This is a genomic window from Streptomyces sp. NBC_00341 (genome assembly GCF_041435055.1).
Taxonomy (GTDB): Bacteria; Actinomycetota; Actinomycetes; order Streptomycetales; family Streptomycetaceae; genus Streptomyces.
Genome location: NZ_CP108002.1, coordinates 446,871 through 473,747 on the forward strand (window position 1 = coordinate 446,871; position 26,877 = coordinate 473,747).

A 26,877-nucleotide genomic window follows, 5' to 3' on the forward strand; every position below is an offset into this window, starting at 1 on the left:
GATTCAGGACCGGCCGTTGTCGCCCTCTCGCTCTCGCGCGGCCCACGGCCTCCTCCCACCTCAGGGTGCTGAGGACGTCGGCACTCCGGCCGGCGCTCCCCCGCGGAGTTCGAGCCGGTCGCCGGTGAAGCGGCTGCGGAAGCTGCGGTCGTGCGAGACGACCACGACAGCTCCCCGGTACGCCGCCAGCGCCGCCTCCAGCTCCTCCACCAGGTCGAGGGCGATGTGGTTCGTCGGTTCGTCAAGCACCAGCAGATCGGCGGGCCGGGTGACCAGCCGGGCCAGCGCCAGTCTGCGCTGCTGGCCGACGGAGAGGTCGGCCACCGGAACACCCAGATCCTCGGTACGGAACAGCCCGAGGGCGAGAAGCAGGTCGGTGTACTCGTCGGCGTGACCGGGGCGTCCCGCCGCGAAGGTCGCCAGGAGCGTGCGGCGGGTGGGCCGGGCGGGGAGTTCCTGCGGGAGATATCCGATCCGGGCCCGGCGGCGCACCGTGCCGCTCTCGGGTGCGAGGTCTCCCGCCAGGATCCTCAGCAGGGTCGACTTGCCGGCTCCGTTGGGCCCGGTGACCAGCAGGCGCTCCCCGGCCGTCACCCGCAGCGCGGGCATACGCAGCCGGTTTCCGACCGAGACGGAGTCGAGCTCCACCAGTGGGCCCTGCGGCGGTTCGCCCTGGGCGGCGAGATCCAGGCGGACGGTGAAGCGCAGGGGCCGGGGCGGGGCGGGAACCGGGGCCCGGTGCAGCGCCTCCAGTCGGGTTCTGGCCGCTCTGACCTGACCGGACAGCTTGGCCTCGTGCGAGCGGCGGTGCTTGCCGAAGCCCTCCCCCGGGTCGTTCCCGGTGCCGGCGAGCCGCCGGCCCGTGGCACTCACCAGCTCTTCGGTGCGGGCCAGTTCGTCCAGCCACTCCTGATGGTCCTGCGCCCAGCGGCGCCGGGCGGCCGCCTTCGCCGTGCGGTAGCCGTCCCAGCCGTCGCCGTAGGTGGCGACGCCGCGCAGGTCGCGGTCCACCTCGACGATGACGGTGGTGGTCCGTTCCAGGAACGCCCGGTCATGGGTGATCACGACGGCGGTACCGCGGTGGGCCCGCAGCTGGTCCTCCAGCCAGGTGGTGGCCCTGAGGTCGAGGTGGTTGGTCGGTTCGTCGAGCAGCAGCAGTTCGGGACCGGACGCCATCACACAGGCGAGCGCGAGCCGGGACTGCTCGCCGCCGGAGAGGGTGCCGAGCCGGCGTTCCCTGGTGAGGTGCCCGAGTCCGAGGCCGTGCAGCGCCGCGTCGACGCGGGCGTCGGCCAGGTAGCCGCCGCGTTCCTCGTACTCGGTCAGCAGGTCTCCGTATGCGGCGAGCCGGGCGTCGTCCGGGCCGCCGGGCAGGGCGAGTGCGGCTTCGGCGGTACGGATCCGCCGCTCCAGCGCGCGGAGTCCGGCCAGGGCCGTGTCGACGGCGTCCTGAACCGTACGGGCGGGGTCCAGCGCGAGTGTCTGGGAGAGGTAGCCGGTGCCGCCGGGGAAGCGGACGGTGATCTCACCGCTGTCCGGTGCCTCGGCGCCGGCCAGCAGCCGCAGGAGCGTGGACTTCCCGGAGCCGTTCTCACCGATGACTCCGACGCGGTCGCCGGGGCGGACGGTGAGCGACACCTGATCGAGGACGGTGCGGTCTCCGTACGCCTTGGAGACGTCCTTCATGGCCAGTTGGGCGCGGTCGTGCTTGGGGGACATGGGTCGCTCTTCCTCTGGTGGCATGACTCGGCGGCCCGTGACCGGGCGCGGCGGGCGGGGATGCCGAACGGACGGGAGGGGCGGTGCCACGCGGGTGGCCCATGCGGGCCGGCAGCGACGCTCTGCGTCGCGCGGGGTGGCGCCCCGGGCCGGAGTCAGCGGAAGAAGTAGTACGAACCCATGGCGGTCAGTGTAGGCACGGGGCGCGGCGCTGTCAGGTCACTTTTCGCCCGGTCAGGACCCGAGCATGTCCGGTCCTGGGCAGCGGCTACGGGGTCTCGCCCTGGGCGGTCTCGATGCTGCTGTGCAGGTCGTGCGTCGCGTCGAGGGCGGCCGCTCCCGAGACGGCCAGGCAGGCGATCAGGGTCGCGGCGGCGGCGCGGCCGATCCGCGGGCGCGCGGCGGCGTGGCCGAGCAGGGCGGCGACCCGGCGCGGGACGGGCCCGGCCGCCGCGGCGAGCGCCGGTGCGGGGCGGGGCGGGGTGGTTCCTCCCGCCGTCCGGGCGGCCAGCGCGGCGCGCCCGATGGCACGGGCGGCGACCGCGCGGTCCCCGACGGCTCGCGCGGCGGCCTCGTCCGCGCAGCGTTCCAGTGCGTATCCCATTGGTGCGCGCAGGGCGCGGAGCGCCGGGTGGCAGCGGGCGGACAGCTCGGCGGCGACGAGGTACAGGTGGTGGCGCCCGGTGAGGTGCGCGCGCTCGTGGGCCAGGAGGGCGTCCCTCTCGGCGGGGTCCAGCGCGTGCAGCATTCCGGTGGTGACGACGATCCGGCCGGATCTGCCGGGCCGTCCGGGCAGCGCGTAGGCGTCGGGCCGGGCGTCCCGCAGTACGGCGAGCTCGCTCCCGTCGCCCGGCTGCGGTCCGGAGTCCCGGTGGAGCTGCGCCCAGTGCCTGCGCGCAGCACGGGTCACGGCCAGGGCGCAGCCCAGGAGCAGCGCGAGTGCGGCGGCCGAGAACGGGACGGCGAGGCCCGGTTCGGCGGCGGCGAGCGGGTGCACGAACTCTCCGGCGGCGGCCACGGCGGACAGCCGGCCGGCGCCGGGCACCACCAGCAGGGCCAGCGCGCACACGGTGCACAGGGCCAGGCCCGCGCCCGTCACGGCGAGCAGCCGAACGGCCTGCCGGGGCGACAGCGCGTCCGCGAGCCGACGGGCCGCCGGAACGACGAGGAACGGCACCAGCAGCGGAACCCATACGGCGTAGATCATCCGGCCTCCCCGTCGAGCAGCTCGCGCAGCAGCCGCTCGTCCTCGTCACTGAGCTGCGACACGAAGCGTGCCAGTACGGTGCCGCGGTCCTCGTCCTTGCGCAGTTCGCTGTGCATCCGGCGGGCGGTCAGCCCGGCGGCGTCCTCCGTGGGGGTGTAGGCGAATCCACGTCCGGACCTGGTGCGGGCGACCGTGCCCTTCTCGTGGAGGCGGGACAGGATGGTGGTGACGGTGGTCCGCGCGAGTTCCGCCCCGATCGCTCCCTGCACCTGGCCGGCGGTGAGCGGGGTATCGGCTGCCCAGAGGGCCGCCAGGATCGTGGATTCCAGCTCACCGGACGGGCGCCGCTCCACCGGTACCTGACCGGGATCCGGTACCTGACCGGGATCCGGCGCCGGCGGGACGGGCTGCCGCCGGGCCGGGGGCGCCTTCCCGGTGCCAGGTCCTTCGTGCGGCCGGGGGGCGGATTCTCCGCCGGATATTCCGTTCACCTGTGGCATGGGAACTCTCCTCCCCCTTCGGGCGTCTACAGTGATGTAGACCGTCTACATCACTGTAGTCAGTCCGGGGTGTTCCACCGGGCACCCGCTCACCATTATGGGAGACCCTCCACCGTGTCCGTACTCTCACTGGCGGCCATGCCGCAAGCGGTGAACCTGCTGGATGCCGGTTCACTGCTCGGCACGTTCGGCGCGCTCGGCGTCGCCGTCGTGCTCTTCGCCGAGACGGGGCTGCTCGTCGGCTTCTTCCTGCCCGGCGATTCCCTGCTGTTCACGGCGGGCCTGCTGAGCGTCGACGGTGCCCACGGCCCGGTCGGGCTGTCGCTGCCGCAGGTGCTGCTCGCGGCGGTGGCCGGAGCGCTGCTGGGTGCCCAGACGGGCTACTGGCTCGGCCGCAGGGGCGGCCGGGCACTGCTCGCCCGCACCCGCTCCCGGCGACTGCGCGAGGGCGCCGACCGCGCCGCGGAGCTGCTCGCCAGATACGGCCACGCCCGCGCGATCGTGCTGGCCCGCTTCGTCCCCGTCGTACGCACGGTGCTCAATCCGCTGGCCGGCGCGCTCGACGTCCCGGCCAGGGTGTTCGCCCTGTGGCAGGTCATCGGTGGCGTGGTCTGGACGGCCGGGCTGGTCCTCGCCGGATACGCGCTGGGGTCCTCGGTCCCGAACGTCGACCGCTACCTGCTGCCGATCGTCGCTCTCGTGGTCGTGGTCTCCCTCATCCCGCTCGCCGCCGAACTGCTCCGCTCCCGCAACCGGAGCACTGCCGAAGGAGACAACAACTGATGCCGCTCGCTTCCGCGGCCACCTCGATCGACGGTGGGCTGTACACCTGGGTCACCGAGCTGGCCCAGCGCTCCCCCGCCGTCCTGGACTCCGCCGTCCGCCTGTGGTCGGACTACGGGCTCGCCCTGTTCGCGGTGCTCATGCTCGCGTCCTGGTGGCGTTCCCGGTCGTCGGAACCCGCGCGTACCGCCATGGCGCTCTGCGCCCCGCTCGTCGTCGTCGCCACGTATCTCGTCAACGACGTGGTGAAGTCCGCCTTTCACGAGCAACGCCCCTGCCAGACGCTGCATGTCGTGACGGTGGAGGCGTGCCCGGCGCTCGGCGACTGGTCCTTCCCCAGCAATCACGCCGCCATCGCCGCGGCGGCCGCGACGGCGATCTGGCTGACCGACCGGCGGCTCGGAAGGGTCGCGGTGCCGGCCGCGCTGGCGATGGCGGCGTCCCGGGTGTGGATCGGCGCGCACTACCCGCACGATGTGCTCGTCGGGCTGCTGATCGGCGTGCTGGTCGCCTGGCCGCTCACCGTCGCGGCCGGCCGCTGCGCCCCGGCGGTGGTCCGGCTGCGTGACAGCCGGCTGCGTCCGCTGGTGGCGGTGGGGACGGGCCCGGCCTCTGGCCTTCGTGGCCACCTCTAGCCTTCGTGGGCAGGTCCAGCCTTCGTGGGCAGGTCCAGCCTTCGTGGCCGGGTCTAGCCTTCGTGGCCGGGCATGCGGATGACAGCGAGACCACCGTCGAGGTCCACGGTGGAGCGGTGCGGCGGGGCGCCGTCCTCCTCGTCGTCGCGGAGCAGCAGGGCGCTCTGCCGCTCCTTGAGCTCGCTCTGCTTGCCGGGTGAGAAGGTCGCGTGCAGCTGCTCGAAGCCGGTCGCCGACACCTGGCCCTGTCGGGCGCTGTTGCGCCACGGCAGCAGACCGGCCCGGCCCGCGCGAAGCATCAGCTGATCGAGGAAGGCGACGACGGTCAGACCGATCACCAGTCCGGGCAGTGTCATCATCGCGGCGAATTCCATGCGGGCAGTATCCCTCGCGTGCGGCGCGGCGTGAACCCGGCCGCGGCATACGCCTCTGCGGGCCGTCGCGTGGTGCGACGGCCCGCAGAGGGCGTAGGCGGACGGGCTCGGAGGGTCAGCCGTTGGGGAGGATGACTGCCCGGCCGCTGATCTTGCCGTCGTGCAGCCGTTCGTACGCCAGCGGTGCCTCGTCCAGCGAGTACGTCTCGACGTGCACCTCGACCGATCCGGCATGGGCGAGATCGAGGACCTCGGCCAGCTCGGAGCGAGATCCCCAGTACGGGGCGGACACCGTGGTGTTGAACGGCAGGGAGCCGAAGCCCACCGGCAGCGCCCCGCCGCCGATGCCCACGATCGTGACGTCGGAGTCGATGGCGGCCGCGGCGCCCGCGGTGGCCACGGTGGGCGGTGCGCCGACGAAGTCGAGGACGACCTGTGCGCCGATGCCGCCGGTCAGCTCGCGGATTCGCGTCGCGGCGTGTTCGTCGGACAGGACGGTCTCGTGCGCCCCGACAGTGCGGGCGAGGGCGAGCTTGTCCTCCGTGACGTCCAGGGCGATGACGCGGACGGCCGTCATGGCGCGCAGCAGCTGGATCGCGACGTGACCGAGTCCGCCGGTGCCGATGACGACAGCGGTCGCGCCGGGTACCAGCTTCGCCAGGGAGCGCTTGATCGCGTGGTACGGGGTGAGACCGGCGTCGGTGAGCGGCACGGCCTGGACCGGGTCGAGGTCTCCGATCGGCACCAGGTGGCGCGGGTCGTCGACGATCATGTACTCGGCCATGGCGCCGGGCGAGCCGAGCCCGGGCGGGTTGATGCCGAGCTCCTTGGCGCGCAGGCAGTAGTTCTCCTTGCCCTCGGCGCACTTGACGCACGTGCCGCAGCCCCAGGGTCCGTAGACCGCGACCGAGTCGCCGACGGTGAGTCCGTCGACCCCGTCGCCGAGTGCGGCGATGGTCCCGACCCCCTCGTGTCCGAGGGTGAGCGGCAGCGGGAACGTCAGCTGCTCCGCGGGCCAGCTCATCACCGCGATGTCCGAGTGGCAGACACCTGCGGCGGTGACCTTCAGCAGAACCTGGCCGGGGCCGGGTTCCGGGTCCGGCACGGTGACGACCTCCGGCGCGGCGCCTACGGTGCGGTACTGAACGGCTTTCATGGGTCCTCCTTGACCTCTGCTGTTCTATTTCTCACCCCCGAAGCCCCCGTACGCCATTCAGGAGGCGGAGTATCCGCCGTCCACCAGGTGGTAGCTGCCGTGGATGAACGAGGCGCGGTCGGAGAGCAGGAAGGCGGCGAGCTCCGCCACCTCCTGCGCGGTGCCGAGACGGCCGGCCGGGTGCAGCGAGATGAGGTGGTCGCGGGCGGGGCCGTCCGTGTTGCGCAGCAGCGGGGTGTCGATGAAGCCGGGGCCGACCGCGTTGACACGGACGTTCTGTGCCGCGTACTCGAGTGCCGCCGTCTTGGTGAGGCCGACGACTCCGTGCTTGGCGGCGACGTACGCGGGTGAACCGGCGAAGCCGTTGGTGCCGAGGATCGACGACATGTTGACGATGGCGCCACCGCCGGCGGCGACGATCGCGGGAAGCTCGTAGCGCATCGAGTAGAAGACGCCGCTGAGGTTGGTGGCGACGACCCGGTTCCAGTCCTCGACGGCGTAGTCGCCGGTCGGGCTGCTGGGGCCGCCGATGCCCGCGTTGTTCACCGCGAGGTGCAGGGCTCCGAAGGTGTCGACGGCGAACCGCACGCCCGCTTCGACGGAGGCGGGCTCTGTGACGTCCATGGCGACGGCCGCGGCCTTGGCCCCGGTGCTCTCCAGTGCGGCGACCGCCTTGCGGGCGCTCTCCTCGTCGTAGTCGGCCACGACCACGGACGCGCCCGCGGCGGCGAGCCGGTGGGCGAGGGCCAGTCCGATGCCGGAGGCCCCTCCGGTGACGAGAGCCGTGCGTCCGGCGAATTCCTGCTCGGTGGTGGCGGGGGTGGTGCTCATGATGTTCCGTTTCCTTCCGTGGTGCTGTGTGACGCCGGTCCGGCGGGAATCTGTGCGAACAGTTCCGCCGAAAGGGCGTCGAATGCCTGCTCGACGAGCCGGGGCAGCTCCTCGGGGCAGCTTCCGCGTACCCAGGCGGCCTGGGCGGCGAGCAGCGCTCCCGCTCCGGCGGCCACCGTGACGGCGGGACGGAGGTCCTGCCGCGGGTCGGTGCCCAGCCGCTGCGCGACGATGGCGACCGAGTCCTCCTGTGCGTCCACCCGGATGTGGTGGAACGCCGCGTAGAGGGTCGGCTCCCGCTCGGCCAGGACCAGCAGTTCGAAGATCCGCGGGCGGCGGTGCCAGGCCTCCGCCCCGGGGTCCTCCAGCCAGTCCAGGACGGCCCGGCGGTAGGCGGTGAGCGGCGGTTCGCCGGCGGGACGGGCCCGCAGGGCGTCGTTGATCCGGTCGCCGTCGCCCCGGACCGAGTCCAGTACGGCGGCTTCCTTGCTGGTGAAGTACCGGCTGAAGGTACGGCGGTCGACATCCGCGTGTTCCGCGATCTCCTCGACCGTCACTTCCCTCAGACCCCGGTCGAGCACCAGCTCGAACGCGGCCTGGGCCAGTGTGTCCCGGGTCCGGCGGGCCTTGCGGCTCCGCCTCTCGGGGGTCTTCCGTTCCCGGTTCATAACTGCACCGTACACCTAATAATGTCCCGGTGCGGCAAATGCCCCTCGGGGACATCTGAAAGGGCTGCGGCACAGCTGTGACCCATGGGTCTTGGGGGTCGGCGGGCAGAGCTGGGCGCCGACGCAGAGCCGGACTACCGGCCGCTGAACGCCTCTGCGGCCCGCCGGGCACCGGCTCCGACGCCGGCCGTCGCGGGACGGCGGGCCCCCGACGAGGTGGCGCGCAGTGTGATCGCCGCGATGTCGTCGCGCCGCACACCGCCGGAGAAGGCCTCCAGATCCGCGTGGAGCGTGTCCAGCAGCTCGCGGGGGCCGAGCCGGGTCCAGTGGCTCAGGCGTGCGTCCAGCGGGTAGAACGCTCCCGAGGCGTCACGGGCTTCGGTCACTCCGTCGGTGAACATCAGGAGCGTCGCGCCGGGCGGGAAGTCCAGCCACTCCGCGACCCGCGCCTCACTGCTCAGCTCCGCCATGCCCAGCGGCACCGACGTACGGCGCAGCGGAACGGCGGCCGCCACCCCGTCGTGCAGCATCCGGGGCGGCAGATGGCCGCAGTTGACGGCCTGCACCCGGCCGGCGCCGTCGAGGCCGAGCACCAGTGCGGTGACGAAGCGCTCGGTCTCGCCGGTCTGGGCGGAGAAGGCGTTGTGCCGGGCGACCGCGTCCTCGACGGCGTCCACCACACCGGTCAGGGCGGGCTCACGGATGGCGGCCTCCCGGAACGCGCCGAGCGCGGCGAAGCCCACCCCTATGGCGGCGAGGCCCTTGCCCTGCACGTCACCGATGATGACGCGGGTGCCGTACGGGGACTGGACGATCTCGTAGATGTCACCGCCGACCAAGTGGTCCTCCTCGATCGGCGCGTAGATGCCGTCCACGAGGACCTGATCGGTCAGCACCGGCAGCGGGCGCAGGATCTGCCGCTGCAGGGTGACGGCCGCGGACCGCAGCCTGGCGATCGCGCTGACGTGCCGGATCCTGCGCGCGCAGGCGGCGACGCCGAGCGCACAGGCCAGCACGGTGAAGCAGACACCGCTCGCCATGTCCCAGAACGAGCCCCCCGACACCAGCCGGGAGATGACGACGACGGGCATGATCCAGAGCGCCGCGGCGACGGTCTGCCGGACCGTGCAGAAGACGGAGACGAGTGCGGGCACGACGACCATCAGGGGAATGAGCTGCAGGCCCTCACCGGTCAGGACGTCCAGGCACACCACAGCGAGGGAGAGCAGGGCCAGTCCGCCCATCAGGACCGGGGTGCTGATCCGGGCCGCGACGGCAGCCCGCTCCCCGGCGTCGGCAACCGGCGGCTCCGCGCTGTGCGCCATCGGCGGACGCCGCACCCCGATCGTCACTGTGCCCTCTCCTCCCGCAGGAGCCGGGCATGTCCCGGCAGTCATCTCCAGTCCACCTGGACCCGGGGCATCGGCGCAGGGGGCTTTCGGCCTTTTGAGCCACGCCGAAGGTCACCGGCCACCGGCCGAAGGCGCTTTTCGGCCCGGAAGACCCGGACCGGACGTCCTGGATATGACGCCAGTCCGGCCAGTCCGGTCAGTCCGGTCCGCCTGGGATGCGGAGGATCGGCGTCCGTCCGGGATGCCGGAGGATCGGCGTCCGTCCGGGATGCCGGAGGATCGGCGTCCGTCCGGGATGCCGGAGGATCGGCGTCCATCCGGGATGCCGGAGGATCAGCGTCCGTCCGAGATGCCGGGGATCATCCGGTGATCAGCCGCGGGCCGCCGCGTCAGCCGCCTCTCCCCGGGCCGGACGGGGAGCCTCGGCCTCGGGTACGAGCGCCGCCAGGAAGGCCGTCCGCCGGCGGAGCCGGAATCCGAGGGACTCGTAGAGGCGCACGGCATGGATGTTGTCCGCCGCGGCGTGCAGGAACGGCGTTTCGCCGCGTTCCCGGATCTCGTGGGAGACGGCGAGCAGCAGCCGGGTGGCGAGCCCCTGGCCCCGTACGGACTCGTCGGTGCAGACCGCGCTGATCTCGCTCCAGCCGGGCGGGTGCAGCCGTTCGCCGGCCATCGCCACCAGCGCTCCCTCGCGCCGGATTCCGAGGTAGGTGCCGAGCTCGATGGTGCGGGGCAGGAACGGTCCAGGCCGGGTACGTGCCACCAGGTCGAGCATCTCGGGCACGTCGGCGGGTCCGAGCCGTACCGCCTCCGGGTCCGGGGCGGCCGCGACGCCCGCGTCGACGAGCTGGACGCCCTCGGCGTGGAAGGTCCGCTTCCAGTCGTCCGGCGGCGGCTCCCGGAAAGCGGTGATGGTGATCGCGGCGCCCGGACCGGCGAGCGCCGCGGCGTCGGCCCAGTCCGCCGGCCCCGGCCGGTCGGGAAGCGCGACCCAGGGGGTGACGGCGGCCGGGTAGCGCAGGACGCGGCCGCGGCGTTCCGCGAAACGGGCGTGCGGCCCGGTCAGCGAGGAGCCGACCGGGTCGTCCAGCGGGTGCTCGCCGCCGGACGGGGGCTGCTGCGTACTCATGCGGTCACCTCGATCACGGTCTTTCCCCGGGCGTGTCCGCTCTCCACGGCCCGCAGCGCCTCGCCCGCCTCGCTCAGCGGGTAGGTCCGGGTGACATGGGTCCGCAGAACTCCCGCGACGACGAGGTCCGCGACCTCTGTGAGGACCGCCGAGGTACGGGCCCGGACCACCGCGGCGCCGCCCAGCTCCACCGCGAGCGGCTTGTCGGCGGCGCTGATGAGGGCGGCGGGATCGGCGAGCAGCGAGGCGGCCTCCCGCAGCGTGTCACCGCCGACCAGGTCGAAGACCGCGTCGACGCCGTCGGGGGCCGCCGCCCGTATCCGCTCCGCGAGCGAGGCGCCGGATTCGACGTGTACGGCGCCGAGCGACTCGACGAAGTCCTTCTTGGCCGCGCCCGCCACCGCGACGACCTTGACGCCGGCGTGGTGTGCGAGCTGGACCGCGGCGTTTCCGACGCCACCGCCGGCGCCGGTGACCAGCAGCGTCGAGCCGGGGGCGGGAGCGAGCTGGCGCAGCCCGTCGTACGCGGTGGCGGCGGCGACCGGCAGCGCCGCGGCGTCGGTGAACGACAGCCCGGCCGGCTTGTGCGCGGTCACCGCGACGGGCAGCAGCGTGTACTCGGCATACCCGCCGGTCACCGGAGTGCCGAACACCTCGTCGCCGGCCGCGAACCCTTCGACGTCCGGGCCGACCGCCACGACGACCCCGGCGGCCTCGCTGCCGAGGACCGTGGGGAACGGCTGCGGTTCGCTGCCGGGCCTGGTGTAGCCCGTGCGCAGCTTCCAGTCGACCGGATTGACGCCCGCCGCCCGTACGGCGATGAGCAGCTCCGCGGCACCGGGCACCGGAGCCTGCTGCTCGACGAGTGCCTCCACCTCCGGCCCGCCGTTGCGGGTGAACACGTACGCCTTCGGCATGAGCTCCCTCTCTCCTGTTCCCACGACTGTCTTCCGCTGCTGTCTTCCACTGCTGTCTTCCACAGCCGTCTTCCACGGCTGTTTCTCAGGGCACCACCACGCGGACGGTTCCCACAGCAGCAGGAAGTCCCTCCCGGGTGCGGGTATTCCCGGGGAGGTGCCGGGTTCACGGAGCCGTGACACGACACTGCCGTCCGCCCGCTGACCGATTCCCGCCAGTCGGGTCCCGGTCGTCCTCCGCTCCCCCGCCGCAGGTCATCCGCGCGACCGCGGGCATCAGCCGGAGACCACGAGCCGGGTCACCGTCGATTTCAACTCAACTACCGCTGGATATGCGCCGGTCGGTGCCCATTGCGCCCGGGGCTGTGGCACTCTGGTGGCGACCGCCCCACCGGGCTCCCCCGTACCGGTGGGGCGGTTCTGCTGCCGAATCCGTTGCCCTGCACAGATATGACGATGGATCACGTCGATTCTCGGCCATTGACTGGTTGTGACCTGATCAACTCTCACCTGCCCGCATGGACGGACTCTCTGCGGGCATACGCCTACACCTCATGGCCTACGACCAGGGGAGCGTGAAGAGATGACGGCGCACACTGCGCAGACCGCCGGTTCGGAGCGAGCGGAGAGTGCACGGTCGACGACGGCAGGAGCCCCTGCCGCGGTCTTGGTGGACACCACCGGCATGACAGGTGTGACGGGCGTGACCGGCGGCACGGGTGCCGCGGACGCCCCGGGGGCCACGGACGAGCTTCCGTGGATCGAGGACGCCGGCAAGATCGCCCCCAAGGACGCGCGGGCGCTGTCGAAGCTGTTCTTCGACCGGCTCCAGGTCCTGGAGGAGGGCACCGCCGCCCATCAGTACGCGCGCAACACACTCATCGAGATGAACCTCTCGCTGGTCCGGTTCGCCGCGGGCCGGTTCCGCAACCGCGGCAGCGGCGACATGGAGGACATCGTCCAGGTCGGCACGATCGGGCTGATCAAGGCGATCGACCGGTTCGACCTGTCCCGCGAGGTCGAGTTCACCTCCTTCGCGGTCCCGTACATCGTCGGAGAGATCAAGCGGTTCTTCCGCGACACCACCTGGGCGGTCCACGTGCCGCGCCGACTCCAGGAGCTGCGCGTCGACATCGCCAAGGCGAAGGAGTGCCTGGCCACGGAGCTCGACCGGGAACCCACGGTCCAGGAGCTGGCCGGACACCTCGGGATCACGGATGAACAGGTGACCGAGGGAATCGTCGCGGCCAACGGATACACGGCAGGGTCCCTGGACATGCCGACCGACGCGACGGACACGGTCCGCAACGGCACTCCGGGGCGCACCTTCGCCGACGCGCTGGGCGAGACGGACCCGGCCATGGAGACGGTGGAGAACCTGCAGACGCTGGCACCGCTGCTCGATGACCTGGACGCGCGCGAGCACCGCATCATCGAGATGCGCTTCGGCCAGGAGCTGACGCAGTCGCAGATCGGCACCGAACTCGGCATCTCGCAGATGCACGTCTCGCGTCTGATCAGCCGGATTCTCGGCAAGCTCCGAACCGGCATGCTCGTCGACGAATGAACTGACTGATTTATCAGTCAGCACCTCAATGTGCACACAGCCAGGGCATTAACTCCGACTGATGTTGAGATCCTCTCAACACATGGGTAACGTGACTCCCATGCAGCACGACGAGGCCGCCGAGCGGGTCCGGCAGGTGATCCGGGATGCCGGAGTGAGTCAGCGCGAGTTCGCGCGGCGGATGGTCATCGATCCGTCGAAGCTCTCGCGCTCGCTCGGCGGCACCCGCCGCTTCACCACGGCCGAGCTGGCCCGGGTGGCCGACATCGCCGGGGTCGACGCCGGCTGGCTGCTCGGGACGCATCCGGAGCAGGGCACGGCGCCCCCGCAGCAGACCGGGGCCCCGCTGCCGGCCGCCCGGCCCCGGCGCGTCCGGAACGCCGCTGCTGCCGGGCGACCTGCGGCGGACAGCGGCAGACCGCTCCAGATCGTCCGGCAGACCGTCCGGCTGATCGCGGAGCACGGATTCCATTCCGTACGGGTCTCCGACATCGCGGAGGCCTGCGGAACCAGTACCGCCGCCATTCACTACCACTTCCCCGGGCGCGACGAGCTGCTGGAGGCGGCCGCCCGCTGGTGCATGGACGAGGACACCGCCAGACGCGCGGCCGGGACCGCGGACACGCACCACGCCGGCGACGAACTCCGCCTGCTGATCGGACTCCAGACCCCGTACACCCCCCAGCAGCGCCGCCAGTGGAGCGTCTGGCTCGACCTGTGGGCCGAGGCGGCGCGCTCCACCGCGGTCGGTGAACTCCATGTGGAGTACTACCGGCAGTGGCGGGCCACGGTCGCGGAGGTGATCGGGCGCGGCGTCGCCCAGGAGGTGTTCCGGCCGGTCGATCCGGAGGCCGCCGCCCTCAGCCTCACCGCTCTCATCGACGGGCTGGCCACCCAGGTCCTCGCCACGACGCCGGGAGAACCGGGCACCAGCGCAGAGGACATGCACGGTGCGCTGCTCCGCTATGTGGACGCGACCCTGACCGCCGGCTGACCCCCGCCTGCCCCGCGCCACCACTCGACACAGCAGAACCCCACCCCAGCAGATCCCCACCTCAGCAGACCCTCACCCCAGCAGATCCCCACCTCGGCGAACCCCCGCCGAATTCAGCAGACCCATCGAATCAGGAGCCGCTTCCGCATGCCCGTAAACCAGAACGTCATCATCACGTGTGCCCTCACCGGGGCCGGTGACACGGTCCGCAAGAGCCCCCATGTGCCCGTCACTCCCGAGCAGATCGCCCGTTCCGCCGTCGAGGCGGCCGGGGCCGGCGCGGCTGTCGTGCACATCCACGTCCGTGAGCCGGAGACCGGCGCACCCTCCCGCGACCCGCGCCTGTACCGGGAGGTCGTCGAGCGGATCAAGGAGACCGGGACCGATGTCGTCATCAATCTGACCGCCGGGATGGGCGGCGATCTGGTGATCGACCCCGACGCCCCGTTGCGGCAGCTGCCCGGCACCGACCTCGTCGGCGGGCTGGAACGCCTCCCCCATGTCGAGGACCTGCTGCCGGACATCTGCACGCTCGACTGCGGCTCCCTGAACTTCGGCGACGGCAGCAATCTGTACGTCTCCACCCCTGACATGCTCCGGGCCGGCGCCCGCCGCATCCAGGAGCTCGGTGTACGCCCGGAGCTGGAGATCTTCGACACCGGGCAGCTGTGGTTCGCCAAGCAGCTCCTCGCCGAGGGCCTGCTCGACGCCCCGACCGTCTTCCAGCTCTGCATGGGCGTCCCCTGGGGCGCGCCCGCCGATCCCGGCGTGCTCCAGTCGATGGTGAACATGCTGCCCGAGGGCGCGCAGTGGGCGAGCTTCGCGCTGGGCCGGATGCAGATGCCGTGGGTCGCGCAGTCGATCCTCCTCGGCGGCCATGTCCGGGTCGGCCTCGAGGACAACCTGTACCTCGGCAAGGGCGTCAAGGCCACCAACGCCCAGTTGGTGGAACGCGCCGTGCAGATCACCGAGGCGCTGGGCTCCCGGGTCGCCACCCCGGACGAGGCCCGTCAGCGGCTCGGACTCAAGCCCCGCGGCTGAGACGCGTCCCGGCCGCCACCCGCTTCCCCCCACTCGTTCTGGAGTACCGCACGATGAACGCCGCACAGCCCGCACAGCCCGTACGAACCACCGGGCCCGCGCCCGCTGTTCAGCCCGAACCGGCCACCCCTGCTCCCTGCGCCCCCGAGGACGTTCGCCGCGTGGCGTGCGTGGGCGCCGGAGTGATCGGCGGCGGCTGGGTCGCGCACTTCCTGGCCCGTGGCTACGACGTCACCGCCTGGGACCCGGCCCCCGACGCCGAGGAGAAGCTCCGCCGGCTGGTGGACGCCGCCTGGCCCGCGCTGGAGCAGCTCGGCCTCGCGGAAGGGGCGTCGCCGGACCGGCTCACGGTCGTGCCGACGCTCGAAGAGGCGGTGTCCGACGCCCAGTTCGTCCAGGAGAGCGCTCCGGAGAAGCTGGAGCTCAAGCGGGATCTGCTGGCCCGCCTCGACGCCGCGGCGCCGGCGGGGGTCGTGATCGCGTCCTCGACGTCCGGCTACCCGATGACCGACATGCAGACCCGGGCCGCGGGCGCCGGACGGCTGGTCGTGGGGCACCCGTTCAACCCGCCGTATCTGATCCCGCTGGTCGAGGTGGTGGGCGGCGAGCTGACCGCACCGTCCGCGGTCGGCTGGGCGTCCCGGTTCTACGAGGTCGCGGGCAAGTCCGTCATCACGATGGAGCGCGAGGTCCCCGGTTTCATCGCGAACCGCCTCCAGGAGGCGCTGTGGCGCGAGGCGCTGCACATGGTCGCCAACGGTGAGGCGACGGTGACGGAGATCGACGACTCCATCACCGAGGGTCCCGGACTGCGCTGGGCCTGCATGGGGCCGATGCTGACCTTCGCGCTCGCGGGCGGCGAGGGCGGCATGGCACACATGCTGGACCACTTCGGCCCCTCCCTCAAGGCCCCGTGGACCCGGCTCGACGCCCCAGAGCTGGACCGGGAGCTGTACGACGCCGTGGTGCGCGGCTGCGACGAGGCGGCGGACGGCCGCAGCATCGCGGACCTCGTGGCCGAACGCGACCGCGGCGTCATCGATGTCCTGCGCGCCACCGGCCGGCTCGCCGGGCGGAGCACCCAGGAGGTGGCCAAGTGACCGCGCTGCCACTGCACCGGGAGACCGTGCGCCCGGAGTGGATCGACTACAACGGCCATATGAGCGAGGCGTTCTACGTACTCGTCTTCGGTTTCGCGACCGACCGGATGATGATCGAGACCGGCCTGAACTCCGAGTACCGGGAACGCACCGGCTGTTCGCTGTACACGGTCGAGTCCCATATCCGCTATCTGCGCGACGTCGCGGAGGGCGACCGGCTCGCCGTCCGGACCCGGGTGCTCGGCGCCGACGCGAAGAAGACCCGGTTCACCCATGAGCTGTACGTGCTCGGGCCCGACGCGCAGGACGACGCCGAACCGGGCCCGGACGCCGAGCCCGTGGCGACGAGCGAGCTGCTCGCCCTCCACGTGGACCAGCAGGCCGGCCGTACCGCGCCCTTCCCCGACCGGGTGCGCGAGTGCCTCGTCGCCCTCACGGAGGCGGCACCCGACTGGGCGGGCCGCTCGATCGTGGAGGTCCCCGCCGCAGGCTGAAACGCAGCACCCGACCGCTGTTGTTTCGGCCCGATGAAATCGTGCCACGCCGACTGCCCGGACCACCGGTTCCCCCGGTGGTCCGGGCAGTCGGCGTTCCCCGGGCGCCCGCGCACGTCCGTGCAGGTCCGGCGCTGTACGGGTAGGGCGGGCCGTCGGCCCGCGCCCCCTGCCGCGTACGCCTCGAACAGCCCCGGCGGACGGCGCCGGGCGGTTGACGCGCACCCGGCCCGCTGACACGCTCGCCGCATGCCCGCGACCCTGCCACTCGTATCGCGGCGCCACGTCGATCTGGGGCGCCTCGCATCCTCGGCGTGTAGCCGCTCCGCCGCGCTCCGTTGAGCAACTGACCCGCACGGACGCACCACAGCATTGATTCCCGCCCCAGCCACCGCCCTGGCTTCGGCGTGCCCGCGGCCGGCCGCACCGCGGCCCGACCACGCCCGCACCGAGAACCGCAGAGGAACCCCATGAGCCAGCCCGTAGACTCCGTCACCGCAGGTCACACCCCCGAGGACCAGGACCGTCAGGACCCGGGTGCGGCCTGGTCGTTCGAGACCAAGCAGATCCACTCCGGGGCCGTCCCCGATCCGGCGACCGGTGCCCGCGCGGTGCCGATCTACCAGACGACGTCGTTCGTCTTCCGGGACACCCAGCACGCCGCGGACCTGTTCTCGCTGGCCGAGCCCGGCAACATCTACACCCGGATCCACAACCCCACCCAGGACGTCCTGGAGCAGCGGATCGCCGCGCTGGAAGGCGGAGTCGCCGCGGTGGCCCTCGCTTCCGGGCAGGCCGCCGAGACCCTCGCCCTGCTGACGCTGGCCGGTGCGGGAGACCACATCGTCTCGTCCACCTCGCTGTACGGAGGCACGTACAACCTGCTGCGCCACACGCTCCCCCGGTTCGGCATCGAGGTGTCGTTCGTCGACGACCCGGACGACATCGAGGCGTGGTCGGCGGCGATCCGGCCGAACACCAAGGCGCTGTTCGCGGAGACGCTCGGCAATCCGCGCGGTGACGTCCTGGACATCCGCGCGGTCGCCGACGCGGCGCACGCGGCCGGGGTGCCGCTGGTCGTCGACAACACCGTGCCCACGCCCTTCCTGCTGCGTCCGATCGAGCACGGCGCGGACGTCGTCATCCACTCGGCGACCAAGTTCCTCGGCGGTCACGGCACCACCATCGGCGGTGTGGTGGTGGACGGCGGTACGTTCGACTTCGGGGCGCACGCCGAGCGGTTCCCGGACTTCAGCTCCCCCGACCCGAGCTACCACGGTCTGCGCTACTGGCCGGACCTCGGCCCGAGCGCCTTCGCGGTCAAGCTCCGGGTTCAGCTGCTGCGCGACCTCGGCCCCGCGCTCTCCCCGCACTCCGCCTTCCTGCTGCTGCAGGGCGTGGAGACGCTGAGCCTGCGGCTGGAGCGGCACACCGCGAACGCCCAGGCGCTGGCCGAATGGCTGGAGCGACGGGACGAGGTGTCGGCCGTCCACTACGCCGGGCTCGAATCGAGCAAGTGGTACGGGGCGGGGCGCCGGTACCTGCCGCGTGGCGCGGGCGCCGTGCTCGCCTTCGAGCTGCGGGACGGGGTGGAGGCGGGCAAGAGGTTCGTGGACGCGGTCGGCCTGTTCAGCCACCTCGCCAACATCGGTGACGTGCGCAGCCTGATCATCCACCCGGCGTCGACCACGCACAGCCAGCTGACCGAGGAGCAGCTGGCCGCCACCGGAGCGACGGCCGGGCTGGTCCGCCTCTCCGTCGGGCTGGAGAACGTGGACGATCTCAAGGCCGATCTGGAGGCCGGGTTCCGGGCCGCGAAGGCGGCGTCCTGAACGGGACCGCTCCCTCCACCACACTCCCCCTCCCGCCGGCCACCGGAGGCCGGCGGGAGGGGGATCCGCCGGGCCGCCGCAACTGGGTGCGTCTGGACCGGGCGCTGCCGCTGGAGTCGGGCGACGAGCTGCCCGGTGTGCACCTGGCCTACGAGACATGGGGGCGCCGGGCGGCCGACGGTTCCAACGCGGTCCTGGTGCTGCACGCCCTGACCGGGGACAGCCATGTGGCCGGGCCCGCGGAGCCCGGCCATCCCTCCGACGGGTGGTGGGACGCGCTGGTCGGCCCCGGGAAGGCGCTGGACACCGAGCGCTGGTTCGTCGTCGCGCCGAATGTGCTGGGCGGCTGCCAGGGCAGCACCGGTCCGTCGTCCACCGGCCCGGACGGGGCGCGCTGGGGCGGCGGCTTCCCCCGTCTGACGGTCCGGGACCAGGTGGCGGCCGAGGCGGCGCTGGCCGACGCGCTGGGCATCGGCCGGTGGGCGGCGGTGATCGGCGGCTCGATGGGCGGCATGCGGGCGCTCGAATGGGCCGTCGGCAGGCCGGAGCGCACCGGCTCGCTGCTGGTGCTCGCGGCGCCCGCCGCGGCCTCGGCCGAGCAGATCGCCTGGGGGCCCGTGCAGATCTCCGCGATCCGCTCCGATCCCGGCTGGCGCGGCGGCCACTACCACGACGCGGCACCGGGCCAGGGCCCGCACCGGGGCCTCGGCCTGGCCCGCAGGATCGCCCACATCACCTACCGCAGCGAGCCCGAGCTCGGCTCCCGGTTCGGCGGCGAGGCACAGCCGGGTGAGCAGCCCCGGCACGGCGGGCGGTACCGGGTGGAGTCGTATCTCGACCATCACGCGGCCAGACTGGTGCACCGCTTCGACGCCGGCAGCTACGTCACCCTGACCGAGGCGATGAACGGGCACGACATCGGGCGCGGCCGGGGTGGCACCGCGCAGGCGCTGCGCCGTGCCCGGATGCCCGCACTGATCGCGGGCATCGACTCCGACCGGCTCTATCCGCCCGCCCAGCAGGCGGAGCTGGCCGCGCTGCTGCCCGGCGCCGACCGGGCCCGGATCGTGGCGTCGCCGCACGGCCACGACGGATTCCTGATCGAGACGGTCCAGGTGGGCTCTCTGGTAAGGGAGTTGCTGCCGGGCCGGCCGGATCCGGACCGCTGATGCCCGCACCGCTGTTTCCGTCCACTCGCCCCGGGAGTTGTTGCTCATGAGATCCGTTCCGCCGTCCGAGGACGCGTACGACGGTATGCGGCTGCGTCAGTGGTCGCGTGGCGCCGCGCGCTCCGCCGGCATCGAACGCCGTGATCTGCTGCGGCTGGTGGCGGCCGCGTCGGCAGCCGCCGGGCTGCCCGCCGGTCTCTCGTCCCCCGCCCAGGCGGCCCCCGGGGCGGCCGGCCCCGCGCCCGGGATCGTGAAGCCGCTGCCGCCCGAGGTGTTCACGGTGCGCGGCACCAACGCCGAGACCAACTTCGCGGCGCTGCGCCCGACCGGGCTGCTCACTCCCGCCGACCGCTTCTTCGTGCGCAACCACACCACCACCCCGCGGATCGACGCGTCCGGCTGGCGGCTGAAGGTGTGGGGCGACGGGCTGCGGGGCCCGGCGGTGGAGTTCACGTACGACGAGCTGCGGGCGCTGCCCATGGCCACCGTCACCTCGTTCGTCGAGTGCGCGGGCAACGCCCGCAGCTACTACACGACGCAGCAGGGCGAGCAGGTCAGCGGCACGGCCTGGACGCTCGGCGCGATCGGGACGGCCCGCTGGCGCGGGGTGCGGCTGGCCGATGTGCTGCGCCGGGCGGGCATCACCCGGAACGCGGTGGATGTACTGCCGCGCGGGCTGGACGACGAGGTGGTCAGTGACGGGATCAACCTCGGCCGGGTCCGCAGGCCGCTGCCGGTCGCGAAGGCGCTGGACGACGTGATCCTCGCCCTTGAGATGAACGGCGAACCGCTGCCGCCCGACCACGGCCATCCGGTACGTCTGATCGTGCCGTCCTGGGTCGGGGTCGCGAACATCAAGTGGGTCGGCGACATCGAGGTGAGCGCGTCGCCGCTGCTCTCCCCGTGGAACACCGGCCTGTACCGGCTGTTCGGTCCCGGCTATCCGGCGGAGGGCAGTGCGCCGCTGACCCGGCAGACGCTGAAGAGCGCCTTCGAGGTGGCGCCGGGGGCATCGTTCCGCGCCCGCCGACGCCATGTGCTGACGGGCAGGTCCTGGTCGGGCGGGGCGCCGGTGCGCACGGTCGAGGTCAGTACCGACGGCGGTGCGCGGTGGCGTCGCGCACGGCTGCGCGACGAGCCGCGGAACGGAAGCTGGGTCCGCTGGTCGGCCGACTGGGTGCCCAAGGACCGCGGACCGGCCGTCCTGCTGGCGCGGGCGACGGACCGGTCGGGCCGCACCCAGCCGGAGAAGGCCGTCCCCAACACGCAGGGCTATCTCTTCGACGCCGTGGTCCGGCACGAGGTACGGGTCGTCTGACGCGGCGGCGGGGGCCGGCGAGTCGCCCGGCCCCCGGCGAGCCACCCCGGACTCAGTCGCCGTCCCGGTCCGCCGTCCGGCCCGCGTAGTAGGTGGCGATCATGTCCTCGCCGCCGTGCCCGGCCGCTTCGGCGCGGGCGAAGCGGACCTCGGAGGCGGCGGTCAGATCCAGCCGTACGCCGGTCTGCTCGGCGGCGTCGAGGATGAGGCGGGTGTCCTTCAGGGCCGTGCTCAGGGAGACGCTCGGAGTGAGATCGCCGGACAGCACCGCGGCGGACTTGCTCTGCAGATAGCCGGAGTCGAGCGGGCCGCCCCGCACGGCGTCGAGGAACAGCTGCGGGTCGACGCCCAGCCCCTCCGCGAGGTTGAGGCTCTCCGCCACGCAGCCCACCATGTTCATCACCCAGGTGTTCACCACGAGTTTCAGCCTGGACGCGGCACCCGGTTCCTCGGAGACCCAGACCGTACGCTGCCCGATCGCGTCGAACACCGGGTCCGCCACCGCACGGGCGGCGGACGGCCCGGAGACGAAAACGGTCAGCGCGCCCTGTTCCGCGGGCTGCCTGGTTCCGGAGACGGGTGCGTCGAGGAAGACGAGGCCCAGGTCCGCGGCGCGCTGGGCCAGTTCGACCGCCCCGTCCGGTCCGACCGTGGAGCTCTGCAGCAGGACCTGGCCCCGGTGCACCCCGTCGGAGGCGGCGGTGAGCGCGGCGGCGACGGAGGTCGTGTCGTTGAGCGTGGTGAGGATGACGTCGGCGCCGCGTACCGCCTCGGCCGCTGTTTCGGTCACGGTGGCACCGTCCGCCGTCAGGGGCTCCGCCCTGGCCGACGTACGGTTCCAGGCGCGGACCTCCAGCCCGGCCCGGATCATGCTGCGGGTCATCGCGGACCCCATGATCCCGGTGCCGAGGACGGCGACGACCGGCGGTCGCGGGGTTGCTCCGGCTGTCGCTGAATTCATGGGGACCATTCCCTTCGTCGGCCGCGCCCGGATTCGCGCGCGGCGTTTCGGATGCTCAGGACTGCCGGCGCGCGCCTTCGAGTACCGCGGTGTACACGGCCCTTGCCAGCCGCGATCCCCAGCGCGAGCGGGGCCCGGCGAACAGCTCGCCCGGCCCGTCGGCCGGTTCGGGCGCCGCGACGCAGACGGAGTCGGTGGGGGTGCCGGAGCAGGAGAGTCCGGCACCCAGGAGGGCCTGGACCTTGGCCTCCGTGGCGGTCGCGACGGCGTTGACGAGCGCGGCGTCGCAGAGCGGCACGGGCAGGACGACGACGATGTTGACCGTCCCGGGTCCCGGCGGGGCCCCGGTGTCCTCTGCCGGGGCCGCCGCCCAGCCGCGCACTCCGAGGCCGCAGGTGGCGGTGGCCGTCACGTCCCCGTCCACGGCGACCGTGTACGCGGTGACATCGGCGGCCGTCATCAGTCCGGCGCCGGGCCCGGTGAGGTGTTCGGCCGCGGCGATCTCGGCCAGGTGCCGGTCCGGGTCCGTACGCGGATAGCCGCCGGGCACCTGGGCGTTGAGGATCCAGTCACGCGGGCCGATGCCGCCGCCGAGCACTGCGCTGCTGCACACCCGCCAGCCGGGCCCCAGCCGCCACACCAGATGGTGCAGGTCCACGCCGTCCTCGTGCCGGGCCAGCAGCTCGCCGCGCTGTTCGGGGAGCCGGACGCGTGCGGAACGGATGAGACACCCCCGGAGGCGCGGCAGGACGGCGGTCGCCCTGCGGACCCGTAGATCATATGCGCCGGGACGGGGCGTCCGGATCGCGCCCCGCCCCGCGTCCTCCGTCAGGCTTCGCCCCGGCCCATCGCGATCAGCCGGTCCAGCACGGCGGCGTCGGCCCTGACCCCGTCGTGCGCGTAGGCGTCGGTGACCCAGGTGCGCAGGCCCCGTACGGCGTCGGCGGTGGCAAGGGCCTGCTCCCGGTCGACGAACATGTCGTCGTGGTAGACGGCTGCGACGACCGGGACCTCATTGGCGGCGAGCCGGTCCAGGTCGTACAGGGCCGGCCAGTCCGTGCGGGCGGCGAGCGCCTCCGCGGCGCCGCGCAGCGGTACGAGCGCGGGGTCCTCCTCGAACTGCCAGGGGTAGACCATCTCGCCGGTGAACCGCAGCGGGCCGCCGGCGGTGGCGTCGAAGGCCGGGAACTCCTGGCGGACGCGGTGCGCCGACCAGTCGGTGGGGCGGCCGCCCTGGGCGTAGATCGGCTCGTGGAGCACGGCGTACAGGGGGCGTTCGGCGAAGGACACGGCGGCGTCGACGCCGCGCAGGAACGTGTCGGTCAGCTCCGGTCCGTCGGCGCCCTCGGTGAAGGCGGTCTCCAGGAGGTAGTGGAGCGATTCGGACTTGGACGCGGTGCCGAACGTGATGCCGAGGGTCTGGAAGCGCCGCACGGTGAGTCGTTCACCGGTCGGCATCCGCACGTCGTGGCTTGCCAGGTGCGCCGCGACGGCGTCGGCCAGTGCCTGGTCGCCGGGGTAGCGGTCGAAGTAGCGCTCGTTCTGGGTGAGAGTACGGGCGTAGGCGGCGCGGTACACGTCGTCGGCGTGGCCGGTGAGCGTCGGCAGTCCGCCGGTGATGTAGGCCCGGGTGAGCCCTTCCGGGGCCAGGCTGAGGTAGGTGAGCGTGGTGAAGCCGCCGAAGCTCTGGCCGAGCACGCTCCACGGCTGCTCGCCCTGGAGCCGGCGGCGCAGGAGTTCGGCGTCGCGGACGATCGAGTCGGCGCGGAAGTGCGCGAGGTACCCGGCGGCTGCCGCGTGGTCCGTACCGAAACGGGCCAGGGTGCGCCGGTCTGCGGGGGTCGAGCGGCCGGTGCCGCGCTGGTCGAGGAGGACGACGCGGTACTCGGTGAGCGCTCGGCGCAGCCAGGCCCCCGCTGCGTTGGGGCGTTCGGCGCGGCCACCGGGACCGCCCTGGAGCCAGAGGAGCCGGGGCAGGTCCTCGTGTTCGCGTCCCTCCGCGACGACTTCGCGGGCGAAGAGCGCGATGACGGGGCTCTCGGGGTCGCTGTGGTCGAGCGGCACGTCGAGGGTGTGGTCGGTGCAGACCAGGCCGCCGTGGCGGTAGGTGACGGGGGCTGGGGTGGACATGGCGCTCCTCTCACGTCGCGTATCTCGCGTCGTGTCTCTGTCGTCGCGACTCTCGCGTCTCTCGCATCTCTCGCGTTCCGGCTCTCGCGTCGCGGAACGGTTTCACGGGTGGCGGACGGGCCCGCACGGGGGGTGCGGGCCCGTCCGGGGCCGTCAGTAGCCGGCCACGCCCAGGTCGCGGCAGATCGCCACGAGGTCCGGGTGCACGTAGCGCCCGTTCTCCTCGATGGCGACGCCGTCCAGGTAGATGGACGGGCCGAGGACGCTGCCGTCCGTGTGGGCGGCGGCGACCCACGGTTCGCCGCCGATCCAGGCGCCCTTGGTGCCGATGCCGAGTTCGACGCAGCCGAAGACGCGCTCGTCCTCGACGATGCGGCCGGTCGGGGCGAGGACGCCGGGGTTGAAGCCGAGCGACCAGTGGGCGACGCGGAACATGTTCGGGTCGTTGAAGGACTCCATCCAGCGGCGGAAGGTGTCCGCGTCGGCGTCGCCCTCGATCTTGGTGACGACGCCCTTCTCGACGGTGCACCGGACCGGGGAGCGCAGCAGGCCGATCTCGTCCGGCGGCCACAGGGCCCCGTCGAAGACGAGTACGCCGTCCTGGGTCTCCTCCAGGGGGTTCCAGGAGATCTGGCCGGAGAGCATGACCGTCTCGCCGGGCTTCTCCGCGGGCTTGCCGCGCAGGTTGATCGGCCGGTCGCCGTTGCGGCCCACCAGGTCGGTGCCGTTGGCGGAGGTGATCCGGACCTCGTCGGCCGCCTCCAGCAGTGCGACCAGCGCCTTGCCCAGGCGTATGACGCCCTGGAAGTCGGGGCGTCCGACGGTGGCGACCAGCATCTGGACGTCCATCGCGGTGAGGTTGGTGTAGCGGCAGCCGTTCGCCATGGCGGCGCGGAAAGCGTCGGAGTGCATCAGGTACGAGACGGCGAACTCGATCCACACGTCGGCGTCGGCGATGGCTCCCGCGACGGGGCGGGGCGGCTCCATCGAGGCGCCGGGCAGCGTCTCGTACCAGACGACGACGGGGTGGGCCCCGGCGGCGGCGACGGCCTGCGCGGTGGCTTCGATGACCCGGCGGTCGCTGCTGGTGTCGCCGGTGAGGACGACGTGCTCGCCGCGCTTGACGAGCATGACCTCCTCGACGAGCTTGCGGGCGGCCAGGGCGAGTTCGAAGCTGAGGTACTCGGGACGCGGTTCGAGCCTGCTGTACATGTCCATGGGGGTCTCCTTGCCGTGCGGGTGGTGCTGAGTGGTGCGGTGGTACGGGATGTGGTCCGGGTGCGGGGTGGCCCGGCTCAGGTCTTGAGGATCTGGGCCGAGTCCCCGAGCGAGCTGCCGGCGATCAGTCCGGCGCCCACCAGGTTGAGTTCCTCGTCGGCCGCAGGGCCGCGCAGCCTGCGGTAGCCGACCCGGACGACGAGGGCGCCGAGGACCAGCCAGCAGGCGTGCGGGGTGAGGATGAGCAGGCCGGTGGCGAGCATGACGCCCATCTGCCGGCGGGTGCCGCCGAGCAGCTGGATGGCGGCGCCGGGGATGGCCCAGATGAGCATGGTGCGCACCGCGTCCGGGTCGCTGAGGCCGCTCTTGATGGTGTCGGCGTACACCTTGGCGACGGGCGGGATGAGCCCCTGCCCGAAGTACGAGCGCCAGGCGAGTGCGACGACGGCGAGGGCGACCGCGAAACCGATGAGGGCGGCCAGGAACTGCTGGCGGCGGCCCTCGCGCTCGAAGGGGTCCCAGGGCCGGTGCTCACGCCGCAGCAGCCAGCCGGCCTTGAGGTCGTAGCCCATGTCCGCGAAGGCCGGGCCGGTGGCGGAGACGTACCCCACCAGGAGCGCGAGTGGCACCGACGGGATTCCTATGGCGAGGCCGAGGATCAGGAAGATCAGGGTGACGGCGAAGGACGGGAACCAGCCGGACTGCATGGCCGCGAGGCCGACGATCAGTTCGTGCACCAGGGCGGCGAAGGCGGCGAACAGCACCCAGCCGACGATGCCGAGCGGGCTCATGTCGCCGATCAGCCCGCCGAGCACCGCGAGGATCACGGCGCCCCCGGTGAAGAGCGCGAAGCCGCGGATCAGGGAGAGCCGCAGTGTGCGCTCGTCGACGGTGTACGCGGTGCTCGGGTCCGCCGGCTCGACGTGCGCCACGCTGCGGTCCTCCTCTGCGGCGGCCGTTCGTCTGCGCTCGCGACGGCCGATCAGCAGGTGCACGGCCTGGCCGAGCGCCACGACGCCGGCGCCGACCATGACGCCGTGCGGGATGTACCCGGCGCCCAGGTCGGTATGGAAGAGGTCCATCCCGTACTGGCGCAGCATCAGTCCGATGCCGAACATCATCAGCGCCCAGACGTTGCCCAGGAAGGCGACCCCGGCGGCCGAGAGCGGCAGGCTGAAGAGCGTTCCCGCGAGGCCGACGGCGGTGCCGCCCGCGAGGATCAGGGCCCGGCGCCCTCCCCGGTCGCCGGCCTTGATGGTCTCGGCGGCCGCGGTGCCGGGCGGCCAGGCGGCGTCGGCGGGCAGCAGCCGTGAGCCGAAGGCGCGGTAGAGCACCCAGGCGTCCACGACGAGCCCGATGGACGCGCCCGCGAGCATCGGCCAGACCAGGTCCTGGCGCCCGAAGACGTACGGGATGGCGACGGAGGTCAGCAGGGCGTTCGCGGAGGCGAAGGTGGCGGCGGAGATCGCGCTCTGGGCGAGGTTCTGCCGGTGCACGGACCGCATCCGGCGCAGGAAGCCCAGCGGGATGCGGCCGATGAGCATGGCGACGAGTGCGCCGACGACCGAGGTGTTGGCCGAGATGCCCAGCTTGGAGACCAGGTCGATGCCGATGACGGCTCCCACGGCGGAGAGCACCACCAGGATCACCAGCAGCACGGGTTCCATGGTCCTGGGGTGCGACCGGGGCTCGTCGGGGGCGGACGGCGGCGGGGCAGGGTGCGGCGCTGAGACGTGGTGCGCCATGGGGCACCCCCTTCGGTTTGCAGGGCTGGGAGGCGGG

General features: G+C 72.7%; 26 protein-coding genes. 11 read left to right on the forward strand and 15 right to left on the reverse strand.

Features of this window, described 5'->3' with window-relative positions; genetic code table 11:
- Window positions 1–60 precede the first annotated feature (60 nt).
- The 3 genes from abc-f to OG892_RS02085 form a co-directional block, all read right to left on the reverse strand.
- Window positions 61–1,719, reverse strand: coding sequence for a ribosomal protection-like ABC-F family protein (abc-f, locus tag OG892_RS02075; protein WP_371628303.1), 1,659 nt, complete (start codon window positions 1,717–1,719; stop codon window positions 61–63).
- 268 nt (window positions 1,720–1,987) lie between these two features.
- Complete coding sequence (locus OG892_RS02080; protein WP_371628304.1) at window positions 1,988–2,926, reverse strand: M56 family metallopeptidase; 939 nt, start codon at window positions 2,924–2,926, stop codon at window positions 1,988–1,990.
- A complete protein-coding gene (locus tag OG892_RS02085) occupies window positions 2,923–3,279 on the reverse strand; it encodes a BlaI/MecI/CopY family transcriptional regulator (protein WP_073737981.1) in 357 nt (118 codons plus the stop codon). The genes OG892_RS02080 and OG892_RS02085 overlap by 4 nt, the downstream gene beginning before the upstream one ends.
- A 285-nt stretch (window positions 3,280–3,564) precedes the next feature.
- On the opposite strand from OG892_RS02085, the gene OG892_RS02090 reads away from it, so the two are divergent.
- Window positions 3,565–4,209, forward strand: a complete 645-nt coding sequence (locus tag OG892_RS02090; RefSeq protein ID WP_371631559.1) for a DedA family protein — start codon at window positions 3,565–3,567, stop codon at window positions 4,207–4,209.
- Window positions 4,209–4,844: a phosphatase PAP2 family protein gene (locus OG892_RS02095; RefSeq protein WP_371628305.1), complete on the forward strand. Its 636-nt coding sequence runs from the start codon at window positions 4,209–4,211 to the stop codon at window positions 4,842–4,844. Before OG892_RS02090 ends, OG892_RS02095 begins: the two co-directional genes overlap by 1 nt.
- Before the next feature lie 53 nt (window positions 4,845–4,897).
- Here OG892_RS02095 and OG892_RS02100 read toward each other — a convergent pair whose 3' ends face one another.
- From OG892_RS02100 to OG892_RS02130, 7 genes are all read right to left on the reverse strand, one after another.
- Entirely contained in the window at window positions 4,898–5,218 is a 321-nt protein-coding gene (locus OG892_RS02100; RefSeq protein WP_073737983.1) for a DUF6191 domain-containing protein, read from the reverse strand.
- Between the two features lie 115 nt (window positions 5,219–5,333).
- Window positions 5,334–6,374: an NAD(P)-dependent alcohol dehydrogenase gene (locus tag OG892_RS02105; protein ID WP_073737984.1), complete on the reverse strand. Its 1,041-nt coding sequence runs from the start codon at window positions 6,372–6,374 to the stop codon at window positions 5,334–5,336.
- 57 nt (window positions 6,375–6,431) lie between these two features.
- Window positions 6,432–7,205 (reverse strand): SDR family NAD(P)-dependent oxidoreductase, encoded by a 774-nt coding sequence (locus OG892_RS02110; RefSeq protein ID WP_073737985.1) that lies wholly within the window; start codon window positions 7,203–7,205, stop codon window positions 6,432–6,434.
- Entirely contained in the window at window positions 7,202–7,873 is a 672-nt protein-coding gene (locus tag OG892_RS02115; RefSeq protein ID WP_073737986.1) for a TetR family transcriptional regulator, read from the reverse strand. Before OG892_RS02115 ends, OG892_RS02110 begins: the two co-directional genes overlap by 4 nt.
- Window positions 7,874–8,007: 134 nt before the next feature.
- Window positions 8,008–9,225 carry a PP2C family protein-serine/threonine phosphatase gene (locus OG892_RS02120; protein WP_371628306.1) on the reverse strand — a complete coding sequence of 406 codons (1,218 nt, stop codon included), beginning with the start codon at window positions 9,223–9,225 and terminating at the stop codon, window positions 8,008–8,010.
- A gap of 370 nt (window positions 9,226–9,595) precedes the next feature.
- Window positions 9,596–10,354, reverse strand: a complete 759-nt coding sequence (locus tag OG892_RS02125; protein WP_371628307.1) for a GNAT family N-acetyltransferase — start codon at window positions 10,352–10,354, stop codon at window positions 9,596–9,598.
- Window positions 10,351–11,271, reverse strand: coding sequence for an NADP-dependent oxidoreductase (locus OG892_RS02130; protein ID WP_328868101.1), 921 nt, complete (start codon window positions 11,269–11,271; stop codon window positions 10,351–10,353). The genes OG892_RS02125 and OG892_RS02130 overlap by 4 nt, the downstream gene beginning before the upstream one ends.
- Window positions 11,272–11,956: 685 nt before the next feature.
- Here OG892_RS02130 and OG892_RS02135 point away from each other — a divergent pair.
- The 9 genes from OG892_RS02135 to OG892_RS02175 all read left to right on the forward strand — a co-directional run bounded on the left by OG892_RS02135 (window position 11,957) and on the right by OG892_RS02175 (window position 20,786).
- On the forward strand, window positions 11,957–12,838 hold the full coding sequence (locus tag OG892_RS02135) for an RNA polymerase sigma factor SigF (RefSeq protein ID WP_073738119.1): 882 nt from the start codon (window positions 11,957–11,959) through the stop codon (window positions 12,836–12,838).
- A gap of 100 nt (window positions 12,839–12,938) precedes the next feature.
- The gene (locus OG892_RS02140; protein ID WP_371628308.1) at window positions 12,939–13,832 is read left to right on the forward strand and encodes a TetR family transcriptional regulator C-terminal domain-containing protein; all 894 of its coding nucleotides are present in this window, start codon (window positions 12,939–12,941) and stop codon (window positions 13,830–13,832) included.
- A gap of 147 nt (window positions 13,833–13,979) precedes the next feature.
- Window positions 13,980–14,873 carry a 3-keto-5-aminohexanoate cleavage protein gene (locus OG892_RS02145; protein WP_073737991.1) on the forward strand — a complete coding sequence of 298 codons (894 nt, stop codon included), beginning with the start codon at window positions 13,980–13,982 and terminating at the stop codon, window positions 14,871–14,873.
- A gap of 53 nt (window positions 14,874–14,926) precedes the next feature.
- On the forward strand, window positions 14,927–15,973 hold the full coding sequence (locus OG892_RS02150; protein WP_371628309.1) for a 3-hydroxyacyl-CoA dehydrogenase NAD-binding domain-containing protein: 1,047 nt from the start codon (window positions 14,927–14,929) through the stop codon (window positions 15,971–15,973).
- Window positions 15,970–16,467 carry a thioesterase family protein gene (locus OG892_RS02155; RefSeq protein ID WP_371628310.1) on the forward strand — a complete coding sequence of 166 codons (498 nt, stop codon included), beginning with the start codon at window positions 15,970–15,972 and terminating at the stop codon, window positions 16,465–16,467. The genes OG892_RS02150 and OG892_RS02155 overlap by 4 nt, the downstream gene beginning before the upstream one ends.
- Before the next feature lie 249 nt (window positions 16,468–16,716).
- Complete coding sequence (locus OG892_RS02160) at window positions 16,717–16,809, forward strand: putative leader peptide (protein ID WP_363224078.1); 93 nt, start codon at window positions 16,717–16,719, stop codon at window positions 16,807–16,809.
- 128 nt (window positions 16,810–16,937) lie between these two features.
- Complete coding sequence (locus OG892_RS02165; RefSeq protein WP_073737994.1) at window positions 16,938–18,299, forward strand: bifunctional o-acetylhomoserine/o-acetylserine sulfhydrylase; 1,362 nt, start codon at window positions 16,938–16,940, stop codon at window positions 18,297–18,299.
- On the forward strand, window positions 18,296–19,468 hold the full coding sequence (locus tag OG892_RS02170; protein ID WP_371631560.1) for a homoserine O-acetyltransferase: 1,173 nt from the start codon (window positions 18,296–18,298) through the stop codon (window positions 19,466–19,468). Before OG892_RS02165 ends, OG892_RS02170 begins: the two co-directional genes overlap by 4 nt.
- A gap of 46 nt (window positions 19,469–19,514) precedes the next feature.
- The gene (locus OG892_RS02175) at window positions 19,515–20,786 is read left to right on the forward strand and encodes a sulfite oxidase (protein ID WP_371628311.1); all 1,272 of its coding nucleotides are present in this window, start codon (window positions 19,515–19,517) and stop codon (window positions 20,784–20,786) included.
- Window positions 20,787–20,838: 52 nt separating this feature from the next.
- Here OG892_RS02175 and OG892_RS02180 read toward each other — a convergent pair whose 3' ends face one another.
- From OG892_RS02180 to OG892_RS02200, 5 genes are all read right to left on the reverse strand, one after another.
- Window positions 20,839–21,747, reverse strand: coding sequence for an NAD(P)-dependent oxidoreductase (locus OG892_RS02180; RefSeq protein WP_371628312.1), 909 nt, complete (start codon window positions 21,745–21,747; stop codon window positions 20,839–20,841).
- 55 nt (window positions 21,748–21,802) lie between these two features.
- Window positions 21,803–22,405 (reverse strand): adenosylcobinamide amidohydrolase, encoded by a 603-nt coding sequence (locus OG892_RS02185; RefSeq protein WP_073737998.1) that lies wholly within the window; start codon window positions 22,403–22,405, stop codon window positions 21,803–21,805.
- Between the two features lie 170 nt (window positions 22,406–22,575).
- Entirely contained in the window at window positions 22,576–23,877 is a 1,302-nt protein-coding gene (locus OG892_RS02190; protein WP_073737999.1) for an alpha/beta fold hydrolase, read from the reverse strand.
- Between the two features lie 153 nt (window positions 23,878–24,030).
- Window positions 24,031–25,095, reverse strand: coding sequence for a hypothetical protein (locus OG892_RS02195; RefSeq protein ID WP_371628313.1), 1,065 nt, complete (start codon window positions 25,093–25,095; stop codon window positions 24,031–24,033).
- 77 nt (window positions 25,096–25,172) lie between these two features.
- The gene (locus tag OG892_RS02200; RefSeq protein ID WP_371628314.1) at window positions 25,173–26,840 is read right to left on the reverse strand and encodes an OPT/YSL family transporter; all 1,668 of its coding nucleotides are present in this window, start codon (window positions 26,838–26,840) and stop codon (window positions 25,173–25,175) included.
- Window positions 26,841–26,877: the final 37 nt, after the last annotated feature.